Source organism: Aeromonas sp. 604176 (genome assembly GCF_049170755.1).
Taxonomy (GTDB): domain Bacteria; phylum Pseudomonadota; class Gammaproteobacteria; order Enterobacterales; family Aeromonadaceae; genus Aeromonas; species Aeromonas veronii_A.
The window spans coordinates 21012-36664 of record NZ_JAAKNE010000038.1; the positions used below are offsets into that span (position 1 = coordinate 21012).

The 15653-nt window shown below is 60.6% G+C and carries 15 protein-coding genes; 1 reads left to right on the forward strand and 14 read right to left on the reverse strand.

The features are described from left to right. Nucleotides 1–34 precede the first annotated feature (34 nt). The 12 genes from ybeD to leuS all read right to left on the reverse strand — a co-directional run bounded on the left by ybeD (nucleotide 35) and on the right by leuS (nucleotide 12894). Nucleotides 35–298, reverse strand: a complete 264-nt coding sequence (ybeD, locus tag G5358_RS09150; RefSeq protein WP_005348100.1) for a DUF493 family protein YbeD — start codon at nucleotides 296–298, stop codon at nucleotides 35–37. Nucleotides 299–590: 292 nt separating this feature from the next. Continuing rightward, on the reverse strand, nucleotides 591–1787 hold the full coding sequence (locus G5358_RS09155; RefSeq protein WP_216953014.1) for a D-alanyl-D-alanine carboxypeptidase family protein: 1197 nt from the start codon (nucleotides 1785–1787) through the stop codon (nucleotides 591–593). A 184-nt stretch (nucleotides 1788–1971) separates the two neighbouring features. Beyond that, nucleotides 1972–2955: a septal ring lytic transglycosylase RlpA family protein gene (locus G5358_RS09160; RefSeq protein WP_216953015.1), complete on the reverse strand. Its 984-nt coding sequence runs from the start codon at nucleotides 2953–2955 to the stop codon at nucleotides 1972–1974. Then, nucleotides 2897–3895, reverse strand: coding sequence for a lytic murein transglycosylase B (mltB, locus tag G5358_RS09165; protein WP_058057171.1), 999 nt, complete (start codon nucleotides 3893–3895; stop codon nucleotides 2897–2899). The genes G5358_RS09160 and mltB overlap by 59 nt, the downstream gene beginning before the upstream one ends. Continuing rightward, nucleotides 3895–4998 carry a rod shape-determining protein RodA gene (rodA, locus tag G5358_RS09170; protein ID WP_421323978.1) on the reverse strand — a complete coding sequence of 368 codons (1104 nt, stop codon included), beginning with the start codon at nucleotides 4996–4998 and terminating at the stop codon, nucleotides 3895–3897. Before rodA ends, mltB begins: the two co-directional genes overlap by 1 nt. After that, nucleotides 4991–6913, reverse strand: coding sequence for a penicillin-binding protein 2 (gene mrdA, locus G5358_RS09175; protein WP_421323979.1), 1923 nt, complete (start codon nucleotides 6911–6913; stop codon nucleotides 4991–4993). Before mrdA ends, rodA begins: the two co-directional genes overlap by 8 nt. Nucleotides 6914–7016: 103 nt before the next feature. Continuing rightward, nucleotides 7017–7484, reverse strand: coding sequence for a 23S rRNA (pseudouridine(1915)-N(3))-methyltransferase RlmH (gene rlmH / locus G5358_RS09180; protein ID WP_005335166.1), 468 nt, complete (start codon nucleotides 7482–7484; stop codon nucleotides 7017–7019). 19 nt (nucleotides 7485–7503) lie between these two features. Next, nucleotides 7504–7845 carry a ribosome silencing factor gene (rsfS, locus tag G5358_RS09185; protein ID WP_005335165.1) on the reverse strand — a complete coding sequence of 114 codons (342 nt, stop codon included), beginning with the start codon at nucleotides 7843–7845 and terminating at the stop codon, nucleotides 7504–7506. Nucleotides 7846–7948: 103 nt separating this feature from the next. After that, nucleotides 7949–8599, reverse strand: a complete 651-nt coding sequence (gene nadD / locus G5358_RS09190) for a nicotinate-nucleotide adenylyltransferase (RefSeq protein ID WP_421323980.1) — start codon at nucleotides 8597–8599, stop codon at nucleotides 7949–7951. After that, nucleotides 8593–9630 (reverse strand): DNA polymerase III subunit delta, encoded by a 1038-nt coding sequence (holA, locus tag G5358_RS09195; protein WP_421323981.1) that lies wholly within the window; start codon nucleotides 9628–9630, stop codon nucleotides 8593–8595. Before holA ends, nadD begins: the two co-directional genes overlap by 7 nt. Continuing rightward, nucleotides 9630–10112: an LPS assembly lipoprotein LptE gene (lptE, locus tag G5358_RS09200; RefSeq protein ID WP_005335160.1), complete on the reverse strand. Its 483-nt coding sequence runs from the start codon at nucleotides 10110–10112 to the stop codon at nucleotides 9630–9632. The genes holA and lptE overlap by 1 nt, the downstream gene beginning before the upstream one ends. 205 nt (nucleotides 10113–10317) lie before the next feature. Beyond that, a complete protein-coding gene (leuS, locus tag G5358_RS09205; RefSeq protein WP_421323982.1) occupies nucleotides 10318–12894 on the reverse strand; it encodes a leucine--tRNA ligase in 2577 nt (858 codons plus the stop codon). A 145-nt stretch (nucleotides 12895–13039) separates the two neighbouring features. On the opposite strand from leuS, the gene G5358_RS09210 reads away from it, so the two are divergent. Then, nucleotides 13040–13534, forward strand: coding sequence for a zinc ribbon-containing protein (locus tag G5358_RS09210; RefSeq protein ID WP_005335155.1), 495 nt, complete (start codon nucleotides 13040–13042; stop codon nucleotides 13532–13534). An 83-nt stretch (nucleotides 13535–13617) separates the two neighbouring features. On the opposite strand, the gene G5358_RS09215 is transcribed toward G5358_RS09210, so the two are convergent. Next, nucleotides 13618–14958: a TldD/PmbA family protein gene (locus tag G5358_RS09215; RefSeq protein ID WP_421323983.1), complete on the reverse strand. Its 1341-nt coding sequence runs from the start codon at nucleotides 14956–14958 to the stop codon at nucleotides 13618–13620. Then, nucleotides 14958–15653, reverse strand: a 696-nt coding sequence (locus G5358_RS09220; RefSeq protein ID WP_421323984.1) for a TldD/PmbA family protein, incomplete at its 5' end; no start/stop codon positions are given. The genes G5358_RS09220 and G5358_RS09215, both read right to left, overlap by 1 nt.

Genomic DNA, 15653 nt, shown 5'->3' on the forward strand with positions numbered 1-15653 from the left:
AACAGTCGCCCCGCAGAACGGGGCGAGAGAGAAATTACAGTACGTATTTCACCAGCTCGATCTTGCCAAGCGCAGTGTACATCGCTTCGATGTGCTCTTTGCTCTGGGCAGTCACGGTCACGCGAACCGAGTGATAGTTGCCCTTGGAGCTGGGCTGGACGGTCGGGCTGTAGGTGCCCGGAGCATGCTGCTGCAGCACTTCAACCACCATATCCGGCAACGCAGGATCCGCGATGCCGAGTACCTTGAACGGGAATTTGCAGGGAAACTCCAGCAGTTCATCAAACTTGGTATTCATTTACTCACCTTTTTCGTCATCAGCATGATGACTTCATCTTGGATGGCTAGTGGCCGATGGCCCGTGGAGGCCGCCATTTCAAGTCTGTATGGGTGCGGCTAAACCCTATATGGGCGCCGTACACTCCGGGATCAAGGCCGGGAGCGGTCAGACAAGGATGGAAGTGCTGCTTTTTACCACAAATCAGGGTAAGGCGGAACCTGCAGTTTACAGGGTTATTCACTGCCTTTGCCCGGCGCAGACAGCAGCGGCGCCTGTTGGCGCCGCTGTTCGGTGAGGATTGTGCGTCGGATTACTTGAACCAGCTGGTGACCAGCAGTACCAGGTAGTCCCACAGACGGCTCATCAAGCCACCTTCTTGCACCTCTTCCAGGGCGACCAGTGGTACCTGCTTGATCTCTTTGTCACCCTGCTTCAGGAACACGGTACCAACGCGCTGACCCTTGGCCAACGGGGCTTTCAGCTCGCTGTCGAGCTGGAAGTCTGCCTTGAGGTTGTTGCCCTGACCGCGAGTGACCAGCACGGAGACATCTTTGTCGACGCCCAGTTTCACTTCAGACTTGTCGCCCATCCAGATCTTCTGGGTGACCAGCTCGGTGCCTGCCTTGTATGGAGTCAGGCTTTGGAAGAAGCGGAAGCCGTAGGTGAGCAGTTTCTTGCTCTCGGCGGCGCGGGAGGCTTCGCTGCTGGCGCCCAGTACCACGGCGATCAGGCGCATGCCTTCGTTGTTGGTGGCAGAGGAGACCAGGTTATAGCCGACCTGGCTGACGTGGCCGGTCTTGATGCCATCCACTTGCAGGGATTGATCCCACAGCAGGCGGTTGCGGTTGTGCTGGGTGATACCGTTGAAGACGAAGGATTTCTGGGAGTAGATCTTGTACTCCTCCGGCTGATCATGGATCAGTGCCTGACCCAGGCGGGCCATATCACGGGCTGTACTGTAGTGACCCTCTTCATCCAGACCGTGGGGGTTCTTGAACTGGGTGTCCTTCATGCCGAGCTTGGCGGCCCAGGCATTCATCAGGCTGGCGAAGGAGTCGGTACTGCCGGCCAGATGTTCGGCCATGGCGACGCAGGCATCGTTGCCGGACTGGATGATGATGCCCTTGTTCAGGTCATCGACAGAGACCTGCTTGCCCACCTCGATAAACATCTTGGAGGAGTCTGAGTAGTTCTTGGACCAGGCGTTCTGGCTGATGGTCACCATGTCGGTGCCCTTGATGTTCCCCTTGTGCAGCTCGTCGCCAACGATGTAGGAGGTCATCATCTTGGTCAGGCTGGCAGGGGGCAGACGCTCGTCGGCGTTCTGCTCGGCCAGCACCTGACCGGAGTAGTAGTCGATCAGGATATGGGCCTTGGCGGAGATCTCCGGCGCGGCGGGAACCACCACTGGGTTGGCGTTCGGCGTGGGTGTCGGCACCGGCGTATTGGCCTGAGCGGTTACGCTGATCAGTGAGGCCAGAAGAACTGAACGGGCAAATTTGGACATCTTGAAATTCCTGCGAGCCAGATGGGGATAAAATGCGGGCCTAACTATACCAGATGCGCCCGCAGGTTATAGTCCGACATGGCGATCATGACTGGTTTTTTATCCATCAATCCCTGCCATCACGCCATAAAGCGACGTGATGGCGGGGCCGGGAGATTGGTCACCGCCGCTGTCAGAGGAGGGATCAGGGCACGATAAAGGCCTGTTCCAGTCCCCCTTGCCGTACTTTTTCCAGCAGTGCGGCTTGTTTATCCGCCTCCACCGGGCCGATCAAGACCCGGAAGATGGCGCCATGGGCTTCAATCCGGTAGGGCACACCATGGCGCTGGGTCATCACCTTGCCCATCGCCTCGGCCCGATCCCGGGAGCCGCTGGCCAGTACTTGGATCATCTTGCCATCACCGCTGCTGGCGGGCGCTGCAGCCTTGGCCGGAGCTGGCTTGACAGGTGCCGCTTTGGCAGGCTTGGCCGCTGGCGCCTTGACGGGAGCAGGGGCAGCAGCGGGAGTGGCCATCGCCAGTGCGGTCGGTTCACCCAGGAAGCCATCTTGCGCCACTGTGTTGGATGCCGTTGCTGGCGGGGTGGTCGGGGTCATCTCGATGGGCTTCATCGGTTCCATGATCACCATCTGGTCCGGGGTGTCGTTGATCAGCTCCAGTCGAACGCGAGCTGTGCCGCTATCGACCATCTCCAGCTGCTTGGCCGCCGCATAGGAGAGGTCGATCAGGTGAGGGCTGTTGAAAGGGCCGCGATCGTTGACTCGTACTATGGTCTCCAGCCCGTTGTCCAGATTGGTGACCCGCACATAGCTCGGGATGGGCAGGTTGCGATGGGCGGCGCTGAACAGCTTGCTGTCCAGCACATCGCCGTTGGCGGTCTTCTGGCCATCCAGATCCGGTGACAGCCAGCTGGCTGTGCCCTCTTCGCTATAGTGCTTGATATCGCGCCACACCTCGTTTTTCTGTTTGCCAATCCAGTAGTCCCGGTTGCCGCTCGCGCTCAGGGGCTCCGGGCGTGGGATGGCGCCGGTGGCTTGCGGGATCTCGATAACGGGTGGCTTGCTGACCGGTGCTTGCGGCTCTACGGGGGCGCTCTGTTCCGGCTGGCTGCTACAGGCGGCCAGCAACAAGCTCAGGCTGAGCGGGAGGAGTTTGTGACGAAGATGCATACGCTTCCTGAATGGCTTGGCTAAGTTGATACACCGCCATCGCATAGAGTGGGCTGCGATTGTAACGGGTGATCACATAAAAGTTATGCCGTGCGACCCAGTATTCCGGTCCATCGGCTTGGGCAAACGCCAGCAACTTGACCGGCGTCTGCGGGGCCAGCGGCGTGGCGAGCTCAATCCCTGCCGCCGCCAGTTCTGACCACTGTTGTGTTAACTCGGGCTCAGGCCTGAGTAGAGGTTCGACTGCCATCAACCCGATCTGGGCCGGTTCCACCACGGATTCGCCCCAGCGCCACTGGTGGCTGGCAAAATAGTTGGCCACGCTGCCGATGGCATCGACCGGGTTGGCAAACAGATCCCGCTTGCCATCCCCGTCAAAGTCGACGGCGTAGTGGCGGTAGCTGGAGGGCATGAACTGCCCCATCCCCATGGCGCCGGCATAGGAGCCCTTGAGGGCATCGAGTTGCCACCCTTCCTCTTTGGCCAGCACCACCAGCTGGGCAAACTCCTTGGCAAAGAAGTCACTGCGCTCCGGGTAGTGGAACCCCAGGGTGTAGAGGCTATCGAGCACCGGATGACGGCCCATCTGGCGACCGTAGAAGGTCTCGACCCCTATGATGGCCACGATGAGCGAGGCGGGCACCCGATAGGTCTGCTCCGCGCGGGCCAGTGTCTCGGCATGTTGCTGCCAGAACTGCTGGCCATCACGGATGCGATCTGGGGTAACGAACAGCGGCCGGTAGCGATGCCAGGGCTTGGCCTCCCACGGCTTGCTGATGGTGTCGAGCACCTCCTGCCGTAACTGGGCGCGGGCGACGGCAGCCTGCAACTCCGCCAGCGGCACCTGCTGCTGTTCGGCGAGCAGGGCCAACCGATCCGGCGCCACGGCGGCGGTCGCCATCGTGGTGGCGAGAGAGAGCAGCAATCCGGCCCGTTTCATCAGGCGAGCAGCCTTCTATGAGTCTGGATGGACATCAGTATGCCAAAGCCGGCCATCAGGGTCACCATGGAGGTGCCGCCATAGCTCACCAGCGGCAGGGGCACCCCTACCACCGGCAAGATGCCGCTCACCATGCCCATGTTGACGAACACATAGACGAAGAAGGTGAGGGTGATGGCGCCGCCCAGCAGTCGCTCGAAGCTGTTCTGGGCCTGCATCGAGATAAACAGGCAGCGGCTGATGACGTAGAGGTAGAGCACCAGCAGCAGGGCAACCCCTACCAGACCGAACTCCTCGCTGAATACTGCGAAGATGAAGTCGGTATGGCGCTCGGGCAGGAACTCCAGCTGGGACTGGGTCCCTTGCAGCCACCCCTTGCCAAAGACGCCGCCGGAGCCGATAGCAATCTTGGACTGGATGATGTGGTAGCCTCGGCCGAGCGGGTCTTTCTCCGGGTCGAGCAGCATCAGCACCCGCTGGCGCTGGTAGTCGTGCATCAGGAAGAACCAGAGCACCGGCATAAAGGCCAGCATCAGCAGGACCGCCAAGCCGATCAGCCACCAGCTGAGCCCCGCCAGGAAGATGACGAAGAAGCCGGAGGCGGCCACCAGAATGGAGGTGCCAAGGTCAGGCTGGGCGGCGATCAGCAGGGTGGGCAGCAGCACCATGATGAGGGCGATCACCACATGGCTGAACTTGGGTGGCAGCGAGTGGCGACTGAGCCAAGCAGCCACCATCATCGGCATGGAGAGCTTCATCACCTCGGAGGGCTGGAACTTCATAAAGCCCAGATCGAGCCAGCGCTGGGCCCCCTTGCCGATGTGGCCGAACACGTCCACAGCAATCAGCATCAGCACCACCACGGCGAACAGCGGCACCGACCAGCGGGCGTAGAGGGAGGGGGGCAGCTGGGCCAGGCCGATCATCAGGGCAAAGGCGAGGCCGCCGCGCACCAGCTGGCGCACGATGGAGTCCATATCCTGACCGGAGGCGGAGTAGAGCACCACCATGGAGAGGGTCATCACGGCCAGCAGACCGAGCAGCAGGGGCAAGTCGATATGCAGCTTGTACCAGATGCTCTGCTGGCGGGCAGAATTACTCATTGGGAGCGACCTCACTCGGTTGGGACGGCTTTTCCGGTGCCGGTGGCAGTTGCGGATCAGGGGGCAGCAGATAGGCATCCAGCATCTGGCGTGCAATGGGCGATGCAGCTCGACCACCGCCACCTCCGATGGAGTTTTCCAGTACCAGAGCTACCACCGCTTTGGGTGCCTCGAAGGGGGCATAAGCAACGAACAAAGCGTTATCGCGATGCTCCGCCTTGACAGTCTTGATGTTGTAAACCTGATTTTCCTTCAAACCGACTACCTGGGCTGTGCCCGATTTACCGCCTGAGGAGTAAGGCGCCTTGGCAAACGAGTGACGGCCACTGCCTTCACTGCCATGGTTGACTCGCCACATCCCATCCTGCGCCACTTTCCAGAAGCTGTCGTTCTTGAGCTTGAGGGCGATATTGGGGTTGATAGGGGCATCGACCACCCCCGCCTGGGAAGCGGTGCTCTTGAGCAGGTGCGGGGTGACGTCGTGGCCGTTTTGGGTCAGGATACTGATCGCCTTGGCCAGCTGGAGCGGTGTCGCGCTCCAGTAGCCCTGACCGATACCGACAGAGATGGTGTCACCCTGATACCAGGGCTGGCGCCAGCGGGCCATCTTCCAGTCACGGGACGGCATGACACCCTTGGTCTCTTCATAGAGATCGACCCCGGTGTACTGACCGAAGCCAAACTTGGTCATGTAGCTGTGGATCTTGTCGATGCCGACCCGATAGGCGAGATCGTAGAAGTAGGTATCTGCCGAGACCTCGATGGCGCGATAGACATCGAGCCAGCCATGACCCCAGCGGCGCCAGTCGCGAAACTTCTTGGTGGTACCGGGAATGGAGAAGCTCGGGCCGCCGAAATAGCGGTAGCCCGGGGTGATGGCCCCCTCGTTGAGACCCATGATGGACATCATGGGCTTGACGGTGGAGGCAGGGGCATAGATCCCCTGAGTGGTGCGATTCACCAGTGGCCGCGCCGGATCGTTGAGCAGCGCCGAGTAGTTGGCGCTGGAGATACCGGTCACGAACAGGTTGGGGTCGTAGCTGGGGCTCGACTCCAGGGCCAGGATGGCGCCGGTTTTCGGGTCCATCATCACGATGGCACCGCGCTGGCCGGCCAGCAGTTGCTGGGCCTTGAGCTGCATCCGGACGTCGATATTGAGGTAGATATCCTTGCCCGGAACCGGAGGCTGGAACTTGAGGGTGCGGACAATCCGGCCGCGGTTGTTGACCTCGACCTCCTGATAACCCGCCACCCCGTGCAGCTCATCCTCGTAATACTTCTCCACCCCCTGCTTGCCGATATCCTTGGTGGCGGCATAGTTGGCGAGTTTGTCCTCTTTTTCGAGACGCTCCACGTCGCGGGTGTTGATCTTGGCCACATAACCCAGCGCATGGGTCAGGGTGTCGCCAAACGGGTAGTAGCGCTTGAGGTAAGCCTCGATACTGGCTCCCGGATAGTTGTGCTGGTTGACCGAGAAGAGTGCCACCTGATATTCGGTCAGCTTTTCGTAGAGAGGGACCGGCTTGAAGCGACGTTGGCGTTTCACTTCGGCGAGGAACTTCTCCTTGGTGCCTTCCGGCAGCCCCAGCAGGGCGATCAGCTGGTCAGCGGTTTTTTCAAGATCCCTAGTCTCTTCCGGGACGATTTCCAGACTGTAGACAGGGCGGTTCTCCGCCAGCAGCACGCCGTTGGTGTCGTAGATGAGACCCCGGGGTGGCGCCACCGGCACTACCCGGATGCGGTTGGAGTTGGAACGCGTCTGGTAGGTGTCGTAGGACTCGACCTGCAGATAATAGAGATTGCCCAGCAGCACCAGCATCAGCACGACGATGCCGATGTAGGCTACCAGGGTGCGCCGGAAGAACAGATTGCCCTCGGCACTGTGATCGCGCATCTCGATGCGTTGTTTCAGCATGCCTTTACCTCAAGACCCTTGGGGGCAATAAGAGCAGGAACTGCATTGTTCACTCTCTGTGATAGGGGTGAATATGAGAGGTGAGACTCCAGAGACGCATGGCTCACTCTCTATGATACGGATGATTGGTGGTGATGCTCCAGGCCCGATAGAGGCTCTCTGCCACCAGCACCCGCACCAGCGGATGGGGCAGGGTGAGCGGTGACAGTGACCAGCTCTGTTCGGCGGCAGCCTTGCACTCGGGGGACAAGCCTTCCGGCCCGCCTACCAGCAGCGCGACATCGCGGCCATCGAGTTTCCACGCCTCCAGCTGGGTAGCCAGCTGCTCCGTGGTCCAGGGCTTGCCCGGAATGTCGAGGGTGACGATGCGCGAGCGCCCCGCAGCCGCCAGCATGGCTTCCCCTTCCTTCTGCAGGATGCGGGGAATGTCGGCATTTTTGCCCCGCTTGCCTGCGCCAATCTCGACGAGTTCAAACGGCATGTCTTTGGGGAAGCGGCGACGATACTCTTCGAAGCCATGCTCTACCCAGGCGGGCATCTTGGTGCCCACCGCAATCAACTGGATCTTCATGGTCGTTACACTTGTGCTCTTATTGCGTATTCATTTGAGCGGCACCGCTCCACAGCTTTTCCAGTTGGTAGAAGTCACGATGTTCATCCTGCATCACATGCACGATCACCGAGCCCATATCTACCAGCACCCATTCACCGCTCAGTTGCCCTTCCACGCTCAGTAGATCCAGACCCGCGTGGCGGGCCTCGCTGGCCAGATGGTGGGCAATGGCGCTGACGTGACGACTGGAGTTGCCGGAACAGATGATCATGGTGTCAGTAATGCTGGATTTGCCGCGTACATCGAGGGTGATGATGTCGCGGCCTTTCATGTCATCGATCTTGTCGATGATAAAGGCATGCAATTCTTGGCCTTGCAATGAGTCTCTCCTGTATTCCGGCGCGCAGCGTTTGCGTCAGGGCGGCGGATTATATCATGGTCACTCCCGTTTCCCATCGGGCGGGGCGGGATTACGACAGGGGCTAGCGGCGGTTGGCGCGGTAGAGCCCCTGTTGATGAATATAGTGCGCAACCGACTCGGGCAAGAGGTAGCGGGTGTCTTTCCCCGCATCCAGCAAGGCCCGCAGTCGGGTGGCTGACAGTTCGATGGGCTGGTTGTCCGCCAGCCAGATATGACCGGCCAGACGCTGATGCAGCGCGTTGGCATCCGTGGTGTGATGGCGCGCCAGCAGCTGCGCTACTTCGGCCGGATACTCCGGTTGCCAGCCCGGCCGTACGCTCACCACCAGATGGGCATGGTCGAGCAGCTCCTGCCAGCGGTGCCAGCTTGGCAGGCTCAGCAGGGAATCCATCCCCATCAGAAAACAGAGCGGCGTATCGGGCAGTTCATGACGCAGCTCGATCAGGGTATCGATGGTGTAAGAGGGCTTGTCCCGTCTCAGCTCCCGCTCATCTACCACAAAGTGGTGGTTCTCTGCCGCCGCCAGTTTGACCATGGCAAGGCGCTGTTCGCTGGAGCAGAACGGATTGGCGCGGTGGGGCGGGATATGGTTCGGGATCAGCCGCATCTCGGCCAGCCCGAGGGCATCGCGCGCCTCGATGGCTGGGCGCAGATGGCCGATATGGATAGGATCGAACGTGCCCCCCAGCAGGCCAATGGGCGCCTTCAGCACGGGCTGCTCTCCATCACCAGCGGCAGCGGGGTGCCATCACGAAAGCCGAGGGCAATGGTCTGCAGCATCAGCCACGCCTGTTCGGTATCGAAGCGGCGCTGGGCATCGTCCAGCAGGGCCATCAGTTGCCACAGTTGCTGCAACTTGGCAAACGGCAGGCGGGTCAGTGCTTGCTGAATGAGCTGTTGGCGGCTCTGCCAGATACGCAGGCGGCTGAAGTGCTCACCCAGAGGCTGGCCGTTGCGCATCGCCAACGACAGCTCGGTCAGCTGCTCCAGCTCGCGGCAGAGGGTCCAGGCCAGCATCCCTGGCTCGGTACCTTCGGCCCGCAGAGCGGCCAGAATGCGCTGGGCCCGGTTCACCTTGCCTTCCAGCAGGGTATCGACCAGCTGGAACGGGGTGAAGTGGGCGTGGCGGATAATGGTCTCTTGCAGATAGGTGACGCTGATGGGCTGGGGCGGCGAGAGCAGGGTCAGCTTCTCGATCTCCTGGCTGGCGGCCAGCAGGTTGCCCTCGTAGGAGTGGCACATGAAGTTGATGGCATCCGGCAGCGCCTTGAGGCCGAAACGCGCAAAGCGGGCACTCATCCAGCGCGGGAAGAACTTGGGCTCGGGGTGGTTGACCGGCACATAGGTGCCAATCTGATAGAGCTTGTCGAACCAGGCTGCCTTCATCTGGGTCTGGTTGAGGCGACCGCCACTCAGCACCAGCAGCAGGTCGGGATGAAGCTGCTTGCCAATTTCGCTGATGCGGGCAGCGAGATCCTTGTCCACCTTGGCGGGCAGCTCCAGCTCGATGATCTGGCGGGCGGAGAAGAGGCTCATGGCCTGACAGGCATCGTAGACCTGATTCCAGTCCAGCCCCTGTTCCACCACGAAGGTGTGGCGCTCATCGAAACCCTGCTTGCGGGCGATCTGACGGATGGCGTCGATGGCCTCCAGTCGCAGCAGGGGCTCGTCGCCAAAAACGAGATAGCAGGGCCGAAGCCCTGCTTTGAGGTGGTCACCAAATTGTTCCGGGTAAATCCGCATCAGAAGCTGACCTGACTCAACTGCCGGATCACCTGATTGGCCGCCTGCTCCTGCATTTCGCGGTTGAGCTGCTCCTGCTCACGGGAGGAGGCGAGCGCTGCATCCGGCTTGTTGAGGAAGCTGCGGTTGAAGTTGATGGGGAAGACCTGAGTCGGCTTGCCCGGTACCGAGATGGTGAACTGGGTACCAAAGCCCAGCACATATTCGGTGTCCGTCCCCAGCGCGTTGACCGAGGCGACTTGACTGGTGCTGCCTACGCCGCCCAGAGTGAGCACCGGAATGCCCTCCTTGTCGGCCAGGGTCACGCCGGAGGCCTTCAGGCGGGTGGTAACCATCCGGTAGAAGTCGCTCTTGTTGTCGCCCACGACCTTCATGGTCATCAGCTCGCTCGGAATGCCGTTGCCGCGCATGTGAAAGCCGCAGCCTTGCAGCAGCAGACCAGCCAGCACGATGGCCATCCAGCGGGTGAAGATGGTGCCCATAGAAAATCCTCTTTGCATTAAGGGAAAGCGGCGGGCGCAGGGCCCGCCGTTATCATCCGTTTGCTGTCACAGATTGGCAATGATCAGTTGGCAGCCAATTAGTTAGCGACAATGTTGAGCTGTCATGGGCCGGTAAGTCGTTACCCATGAGTGTCCACACAGTCAGCCAAGGTCGCCAAATGGTATGACATCAGTTGGCAACCGATCAGTTAGCGACAATATTGAGCAGCTTGCCAGGTACATAGATCACCTTGCGCACGGTCAGCCCGTCGGTGAACTTCTGCACGGAGGCATCGGCCATCGCCAGCTTCTCGACATCGGCCTGGCTGATCTCGGCCGGCACGGTCAGTTTGCCGCGCATCTTGCCGTTGATCTGCACCACCACCAGCTTCTCGGTCTCGACCATGGCCGCTTCATCGGCCACCGGCCAGGCTGCGTGATCGATGTCGTCGCCCTTGCCCAGCATCTTCCACAGCTCGAAGCCGATGTGAGGGGTGATGGGGTAGAGCATGACTACCACGGCTTCCAGCGCTTCCTGCATCAGGGCGCGGTCCTGCTCGTCGTTGCCGAGCTTGGCCAGATTGTTCATCAGCTCCATGATAGCGGCGATGGCGGTGTTGAAGGTCTGACGGCGACCCACGTCATCGCTTACCTTGGCGATGGTCTTGTGCAGTTCACGGCGTACCGCTTTCTGCTCGTTGGTGAGAGCAGCTACATCCAGTGCGGCAACGGCGCCACCGGAAACGTGTTCGAAGGTGACGCGCCACAGGCGACGCAGGAAGCGCTGGGCGCCCTCTACGCCGGAGTCGGACCACTCCAGGGTCATCTCGGCCGGAGAGGCGAACATCATGAACAGACGGACGGTATCGGCGCCGTAACGCTCGACCATCAGCTGCGGGTCGATGCCGTTGTTCTTGGACTTGGACATCTTGGTCATGCCGGAGTGCATTACCTCACGACCTTCGTTGTCGATGGCCTTGGTGATGCGACCCTTCTCGTCACGCTCTACCTTGACGTCGGTCGGGCTGACCCAGACGTTGCCGCCTTTCTCGTCTTTGTAGTAGAAGGCGTCGGCCAGCACCATGCCCTGGCAGAGCAGGCGCTTGAACGGCTCGTCGCTGTTGACCAGACCCGCGTCACGCAGCAGCTTGTGGAAGAAGCGGGCATAGAGCAGGTGCATACAGGCGTGTTCGATACCGCCGATGTACTGATCCACCGGCAGCCAGTGGTTGGCAGCCGCCGGATCCAGCATGCCCTTGTCGTAGTCCGGGGAGCAGTAGCGCGCGTAGTACCAGGAGGACTCCATAAAGGTGTCGAAGGTATCGGTCTCGCGGAACGCTTCCTGACCGTTGTAGGTGGTCTTGGCCCACTCGGCGTCGGCCTTGATCGGGCTCTGGATACCGTCCATCACCACATCTTCCGGCAGCAGCACCGGCAGCTGGTCTTCCGGCGTCGGCACCACGGAGCCGTCAGCCAGGGTCAGCATCGGGATGGGGGCACCCCAGTAGCGCTGACGGGAGACACCCCAGTCACGCAGGCGGTAATTGACGGTGCGCTTGCCCTTGCCGAGCCCTTCCAGCTTGCTGGCGATGGCATCGAAGGCGCCCTGGAAGTCGAGACCGTCAAACTCGCCGGAGTTGAACAGCACGCCCTTCTCGGTATAAGCCGCTTCGCTCACGTCGACGTCGCCATCAACCGGTTTGATGACAGCCTTGATGTCGAGGCCATATTTGGTGGCGAATTCGAAGTCACGCTGATCGTGGGCCGGAACTGCCATCACGGCGCCGGTGCCGTAGTTCATCAGCACGAAGTTGGCGACCCAGACCGGTACCTTGCGGCCATCCAGCGGGTGAATGGCATAGAGGCCGGTGGCCATGCCCTTCTTCTCCATGGTGGCCAGCTCGGCTTCGGCTACCTTGGTGTTCTTGCACTCTTCGATAAAGGCGGCCAGCTCCGGATTGTTCTGGGCTGCTTGCAGCGCCAGCGGGTGACCGGCAGCGATACCGACATAGGTGACGCCCATGAAGGTGTCCGGACGGGTGGTGTAGACCTCCAGCTGCTCAGCCTGACCCTCGATGGTGAAGCTGATGTTGACCCCTTCGGAGCGGCCAATCCAGTTGCGCTGCATGGTCTTGACCATCTCCGGCCAGCCTTCGAGATTGTCGATATCGTTCAGCAGCTCTTCGGCGTAGTCGGTGATCTTGATGAACCACTGGGGGATCTCTTTCTGTTCCACCGGGGTGTCACAGCGCCAGCAGCAGTTGTCGACCACCTGTTCGTTGGCCAGCACTGTCATGTCGTTCGGGCACCAGTTGACGGAAGAGGTCTTCTTGTAGACCAGACCCTTCTCGTAGAGCTTGGTGAAGAACCACTGCTCCCAGCGGTAGTAATCTGGTTTGCAGGTGGCGATTTCACGATCCCAGTCATAACCCAGACCCAGCATCTTCAGCTGGTTCTTCATGTATTCGATGTTTTCGTAGGTCCAGGGCGCCGGCGCGGTATTGTTTTTGATCGCTGCGTTCTCGGCCGGCAGACCGAATGCATCCCAACCTATGGGTTGCAGCACGTTCTTGCCATTGAGGCGTTGATAACGGGAGATCACATCACCTATGGTGTAGTTACGAACGTGCCCCATGTGTAGTCGACCAGACGGATAGGGGAACATGGACAGGCAGTAGAACTTCTCCTTGTCTACCTTCTCCACGGCCTTGAAGGTTTTCTTGGCATCCCAGTGCTTTTGCACTGCTGGTTCGATTGATTGGGGAACGTATTGCTCTTGCATTGGTGACATCCGGATCTGTGAAATGAATAGATAAATCAGCTGGGAAATCGCAATAGAATACCCATATCCTGCGGCGGCAACAACCGCCAGCGTCCCTTGGGCCTTAAGCCGGGCCAGATCAGGGTTTAGTAGAGGAGTTAGAGCCATGGACAAACGTCAAAAAGGGTACGAAGCCTTCATTGCCGAGCTGCAAAAACAGTGGCAAGAGACTGAAGAGTTCCAGGGGGAGCGCCTCAACCGGATGATTGCCAAGGTGCAGGCCTATCTGGAGGCGGCCAGCGACCTGACTCAGGACGAACTGGCGCTCATCGCCGAGTACGTGAAGCGGGATCTGGGCAACTATGACGAGGGGCGCCATGACGATAGTGCGCAGGTGGAAGAGTCTGCCTTTATGTTGGCCCTCAAAGACACAGCCTGGTCCTGGCTGGCGGATGTGACCGACCGCGCCCAGGTGGAGTGGCGGGAGCTGGCCGACGAACTGGAGCACAAGGGTGTTTACGAAGCGGGTGACTGGGTGGGGCTCGGGGTCATGGTGTGCGACCAGTGTGGCTGGCGCCATACCGTGCTGCACCCACAACAGCTCGATACCTGTCCCGAATGCGGTTGCGCCGAGTATCATCGCGAGCCGCTCTCGCCCTGAGCCATACCATCAATGCGGACGAGATAACGAGAAAAAGGCGCCATTAGGCGCCTTTTTCTCGCTTGCAGGTTTCGTCGGGACGTTTACTTGCCTGCGACGGAGAGGCCACCAAAACGGATAAGCGGGGCGTAGAAGCCCTTGCCGTCGTTGTGGTGCAGAGTATCGCCGACCGCTTCCAGCTCGCCCAGCAGGCGGTAGAAGTTGCCTGCTACCGTGATGCCGCGCACCGGCTGCAGGCGAACTCCATCGCGACAGAGGAACCCTGACGCGCCAAAGGAGAAGTCGCCGCTCACCGCATCGGCACCCGAATGCAGGCCATCCAGCTTGACCAGCTCCAGATAGTCGCCGCTCTGCACTTCCGCTTCGCAGTGGGGGCCCGCGCCAAACACCAGATGGCGAGCGGTCACATCGAGGGCGCTGCGGGCACCGCGAGCGGCCGAGCCGTTGCTGGCGACGCCAAAGTGGCGGGCCGTGGCGCTGTTGTGGAGCAGGGTCTTCAGCTCCCCTTCGCCAATCAGCAGCAGATCCGAGCTGGCCGCCCCCTCGCCATCAAACGCCTTGATGTTCATGCCGCCAGGCATATAGACCCGGCTTTCCAGAGTGAGCCAGCGTGACGCCACGCTCTGGCCGACCTTGCTGCGCCAGGGGTTGATCCCCTGCTGGGCCCACTTGCCCGACAGCACGCCCTGAAAGCAGCCAAACAGGCTGGCGAAGCAGTTGGTACTGAAGATGACGCTGTAGCGACCGCTCGGCACCGCTTCACCGGGCAGCAGACCATCGGCGATGGCGTAGATCTGCTCGATCAGGGCCTGACTATCCAGCTCGTCGAAGCGACGGCCATACTGCCCCTGCGAGTGCATCGACTGGCGGCCATCCCGTTCCACCAGCGCCGAGGTGTAGCAGCCGACGCTGAACTCGCCGTGCTGGCAGAGGGTGCCCTGACTGTTGGCGAGCCAGAGCTGGCTCTCCCCTTCGAAGAAGCTGTTGTAGGGGGCGCCGCTCACATCGGGCATGGCCAGCATGTCTGATTCGAGGCGTAGGGCCAGAGCGATCTTCTCCTCAACGGGCGTGGTATCGGGCTGGTTGATCTCGGCGCAATCTGTGGTGATCCGGCTATTGGTCACCGAGATGCGCTGATCCGGATCCACCTTGGCAAAGCGGCTGGCATCGAGCGCATCCTGCAACATGGCATCGAGCGCCAGCTCATCGAGGGATTCCGAGTAGGCGATGCCGACCCGACCCTCTTTGATCAGGCGAATGCCGAGCTGCTGGCTGCTGGTGACCTTGTATTCACCCAGCTCGCCTTTGTCTGCCTTGAGGGAGAAGGCCTTCTCCTGATTGGCGATGATGTCTGCCTCGGCGTTGAGGTCGGCCACCTTGTCGAGCAGGCGGGTGAGCAGTTGATTCATGTCGATGGTGCTCATCAGGCGTTCCCTCCCACCAGAATATTGTCCACTTTCAGCGCCGGCTGGCCCACCGAGGTGGGCACCGAGCCCGAGACCGAGCCGCACATACCGGCGGCCAGTGCCAGGTTGCGGCCCACCATGGAGATCTCTTTCAGCACCTGCGGGCCGGTGCCGATCAGGGTGGCCGACTTGAGCGGTTTGGTGATCTTGCCGTGCTCGATGAGGTAGGCCTCCTGCACGTTGAAGTTGAATTCACCGGTGCCGGGCTGTACCGAGCCGCCCCCCATCTTCTTGGCGTAGATGCCATGTTCGACGGTGGCCAGCATATCGTCGAGGCTATGGTTGCCCGGTTCGATATAGGTGTTGCGCATGCGCGAGGTGGGGGCGTACTTGTAGGATTCGCGCCGACCCGAGCCGGTGCGGGCGTAACCGGTCTTGAGGGCGCCCATTCTATCCACCAGAAAGCCGGTCAGCACGCCGTCCTTGATGAGCTGAGTATGCTGGGTCGCCATCCCCTCGTCATCAACGTTGATGGAGCCCCAGGCATTGCTTTGCAAGCCTTCATCCACCGCATTGACCACCGGATTGGCGATAAGCTGGCCCATCTTGTCGTGGAATACCGAGGCCTTTTTGGCTACCGAGGTGGTCTCCAGCAGGTGGCCGCACGCCTCGTGGAAGATGACGCCGCCAAAGCCGTTCTCCATGATGACCGG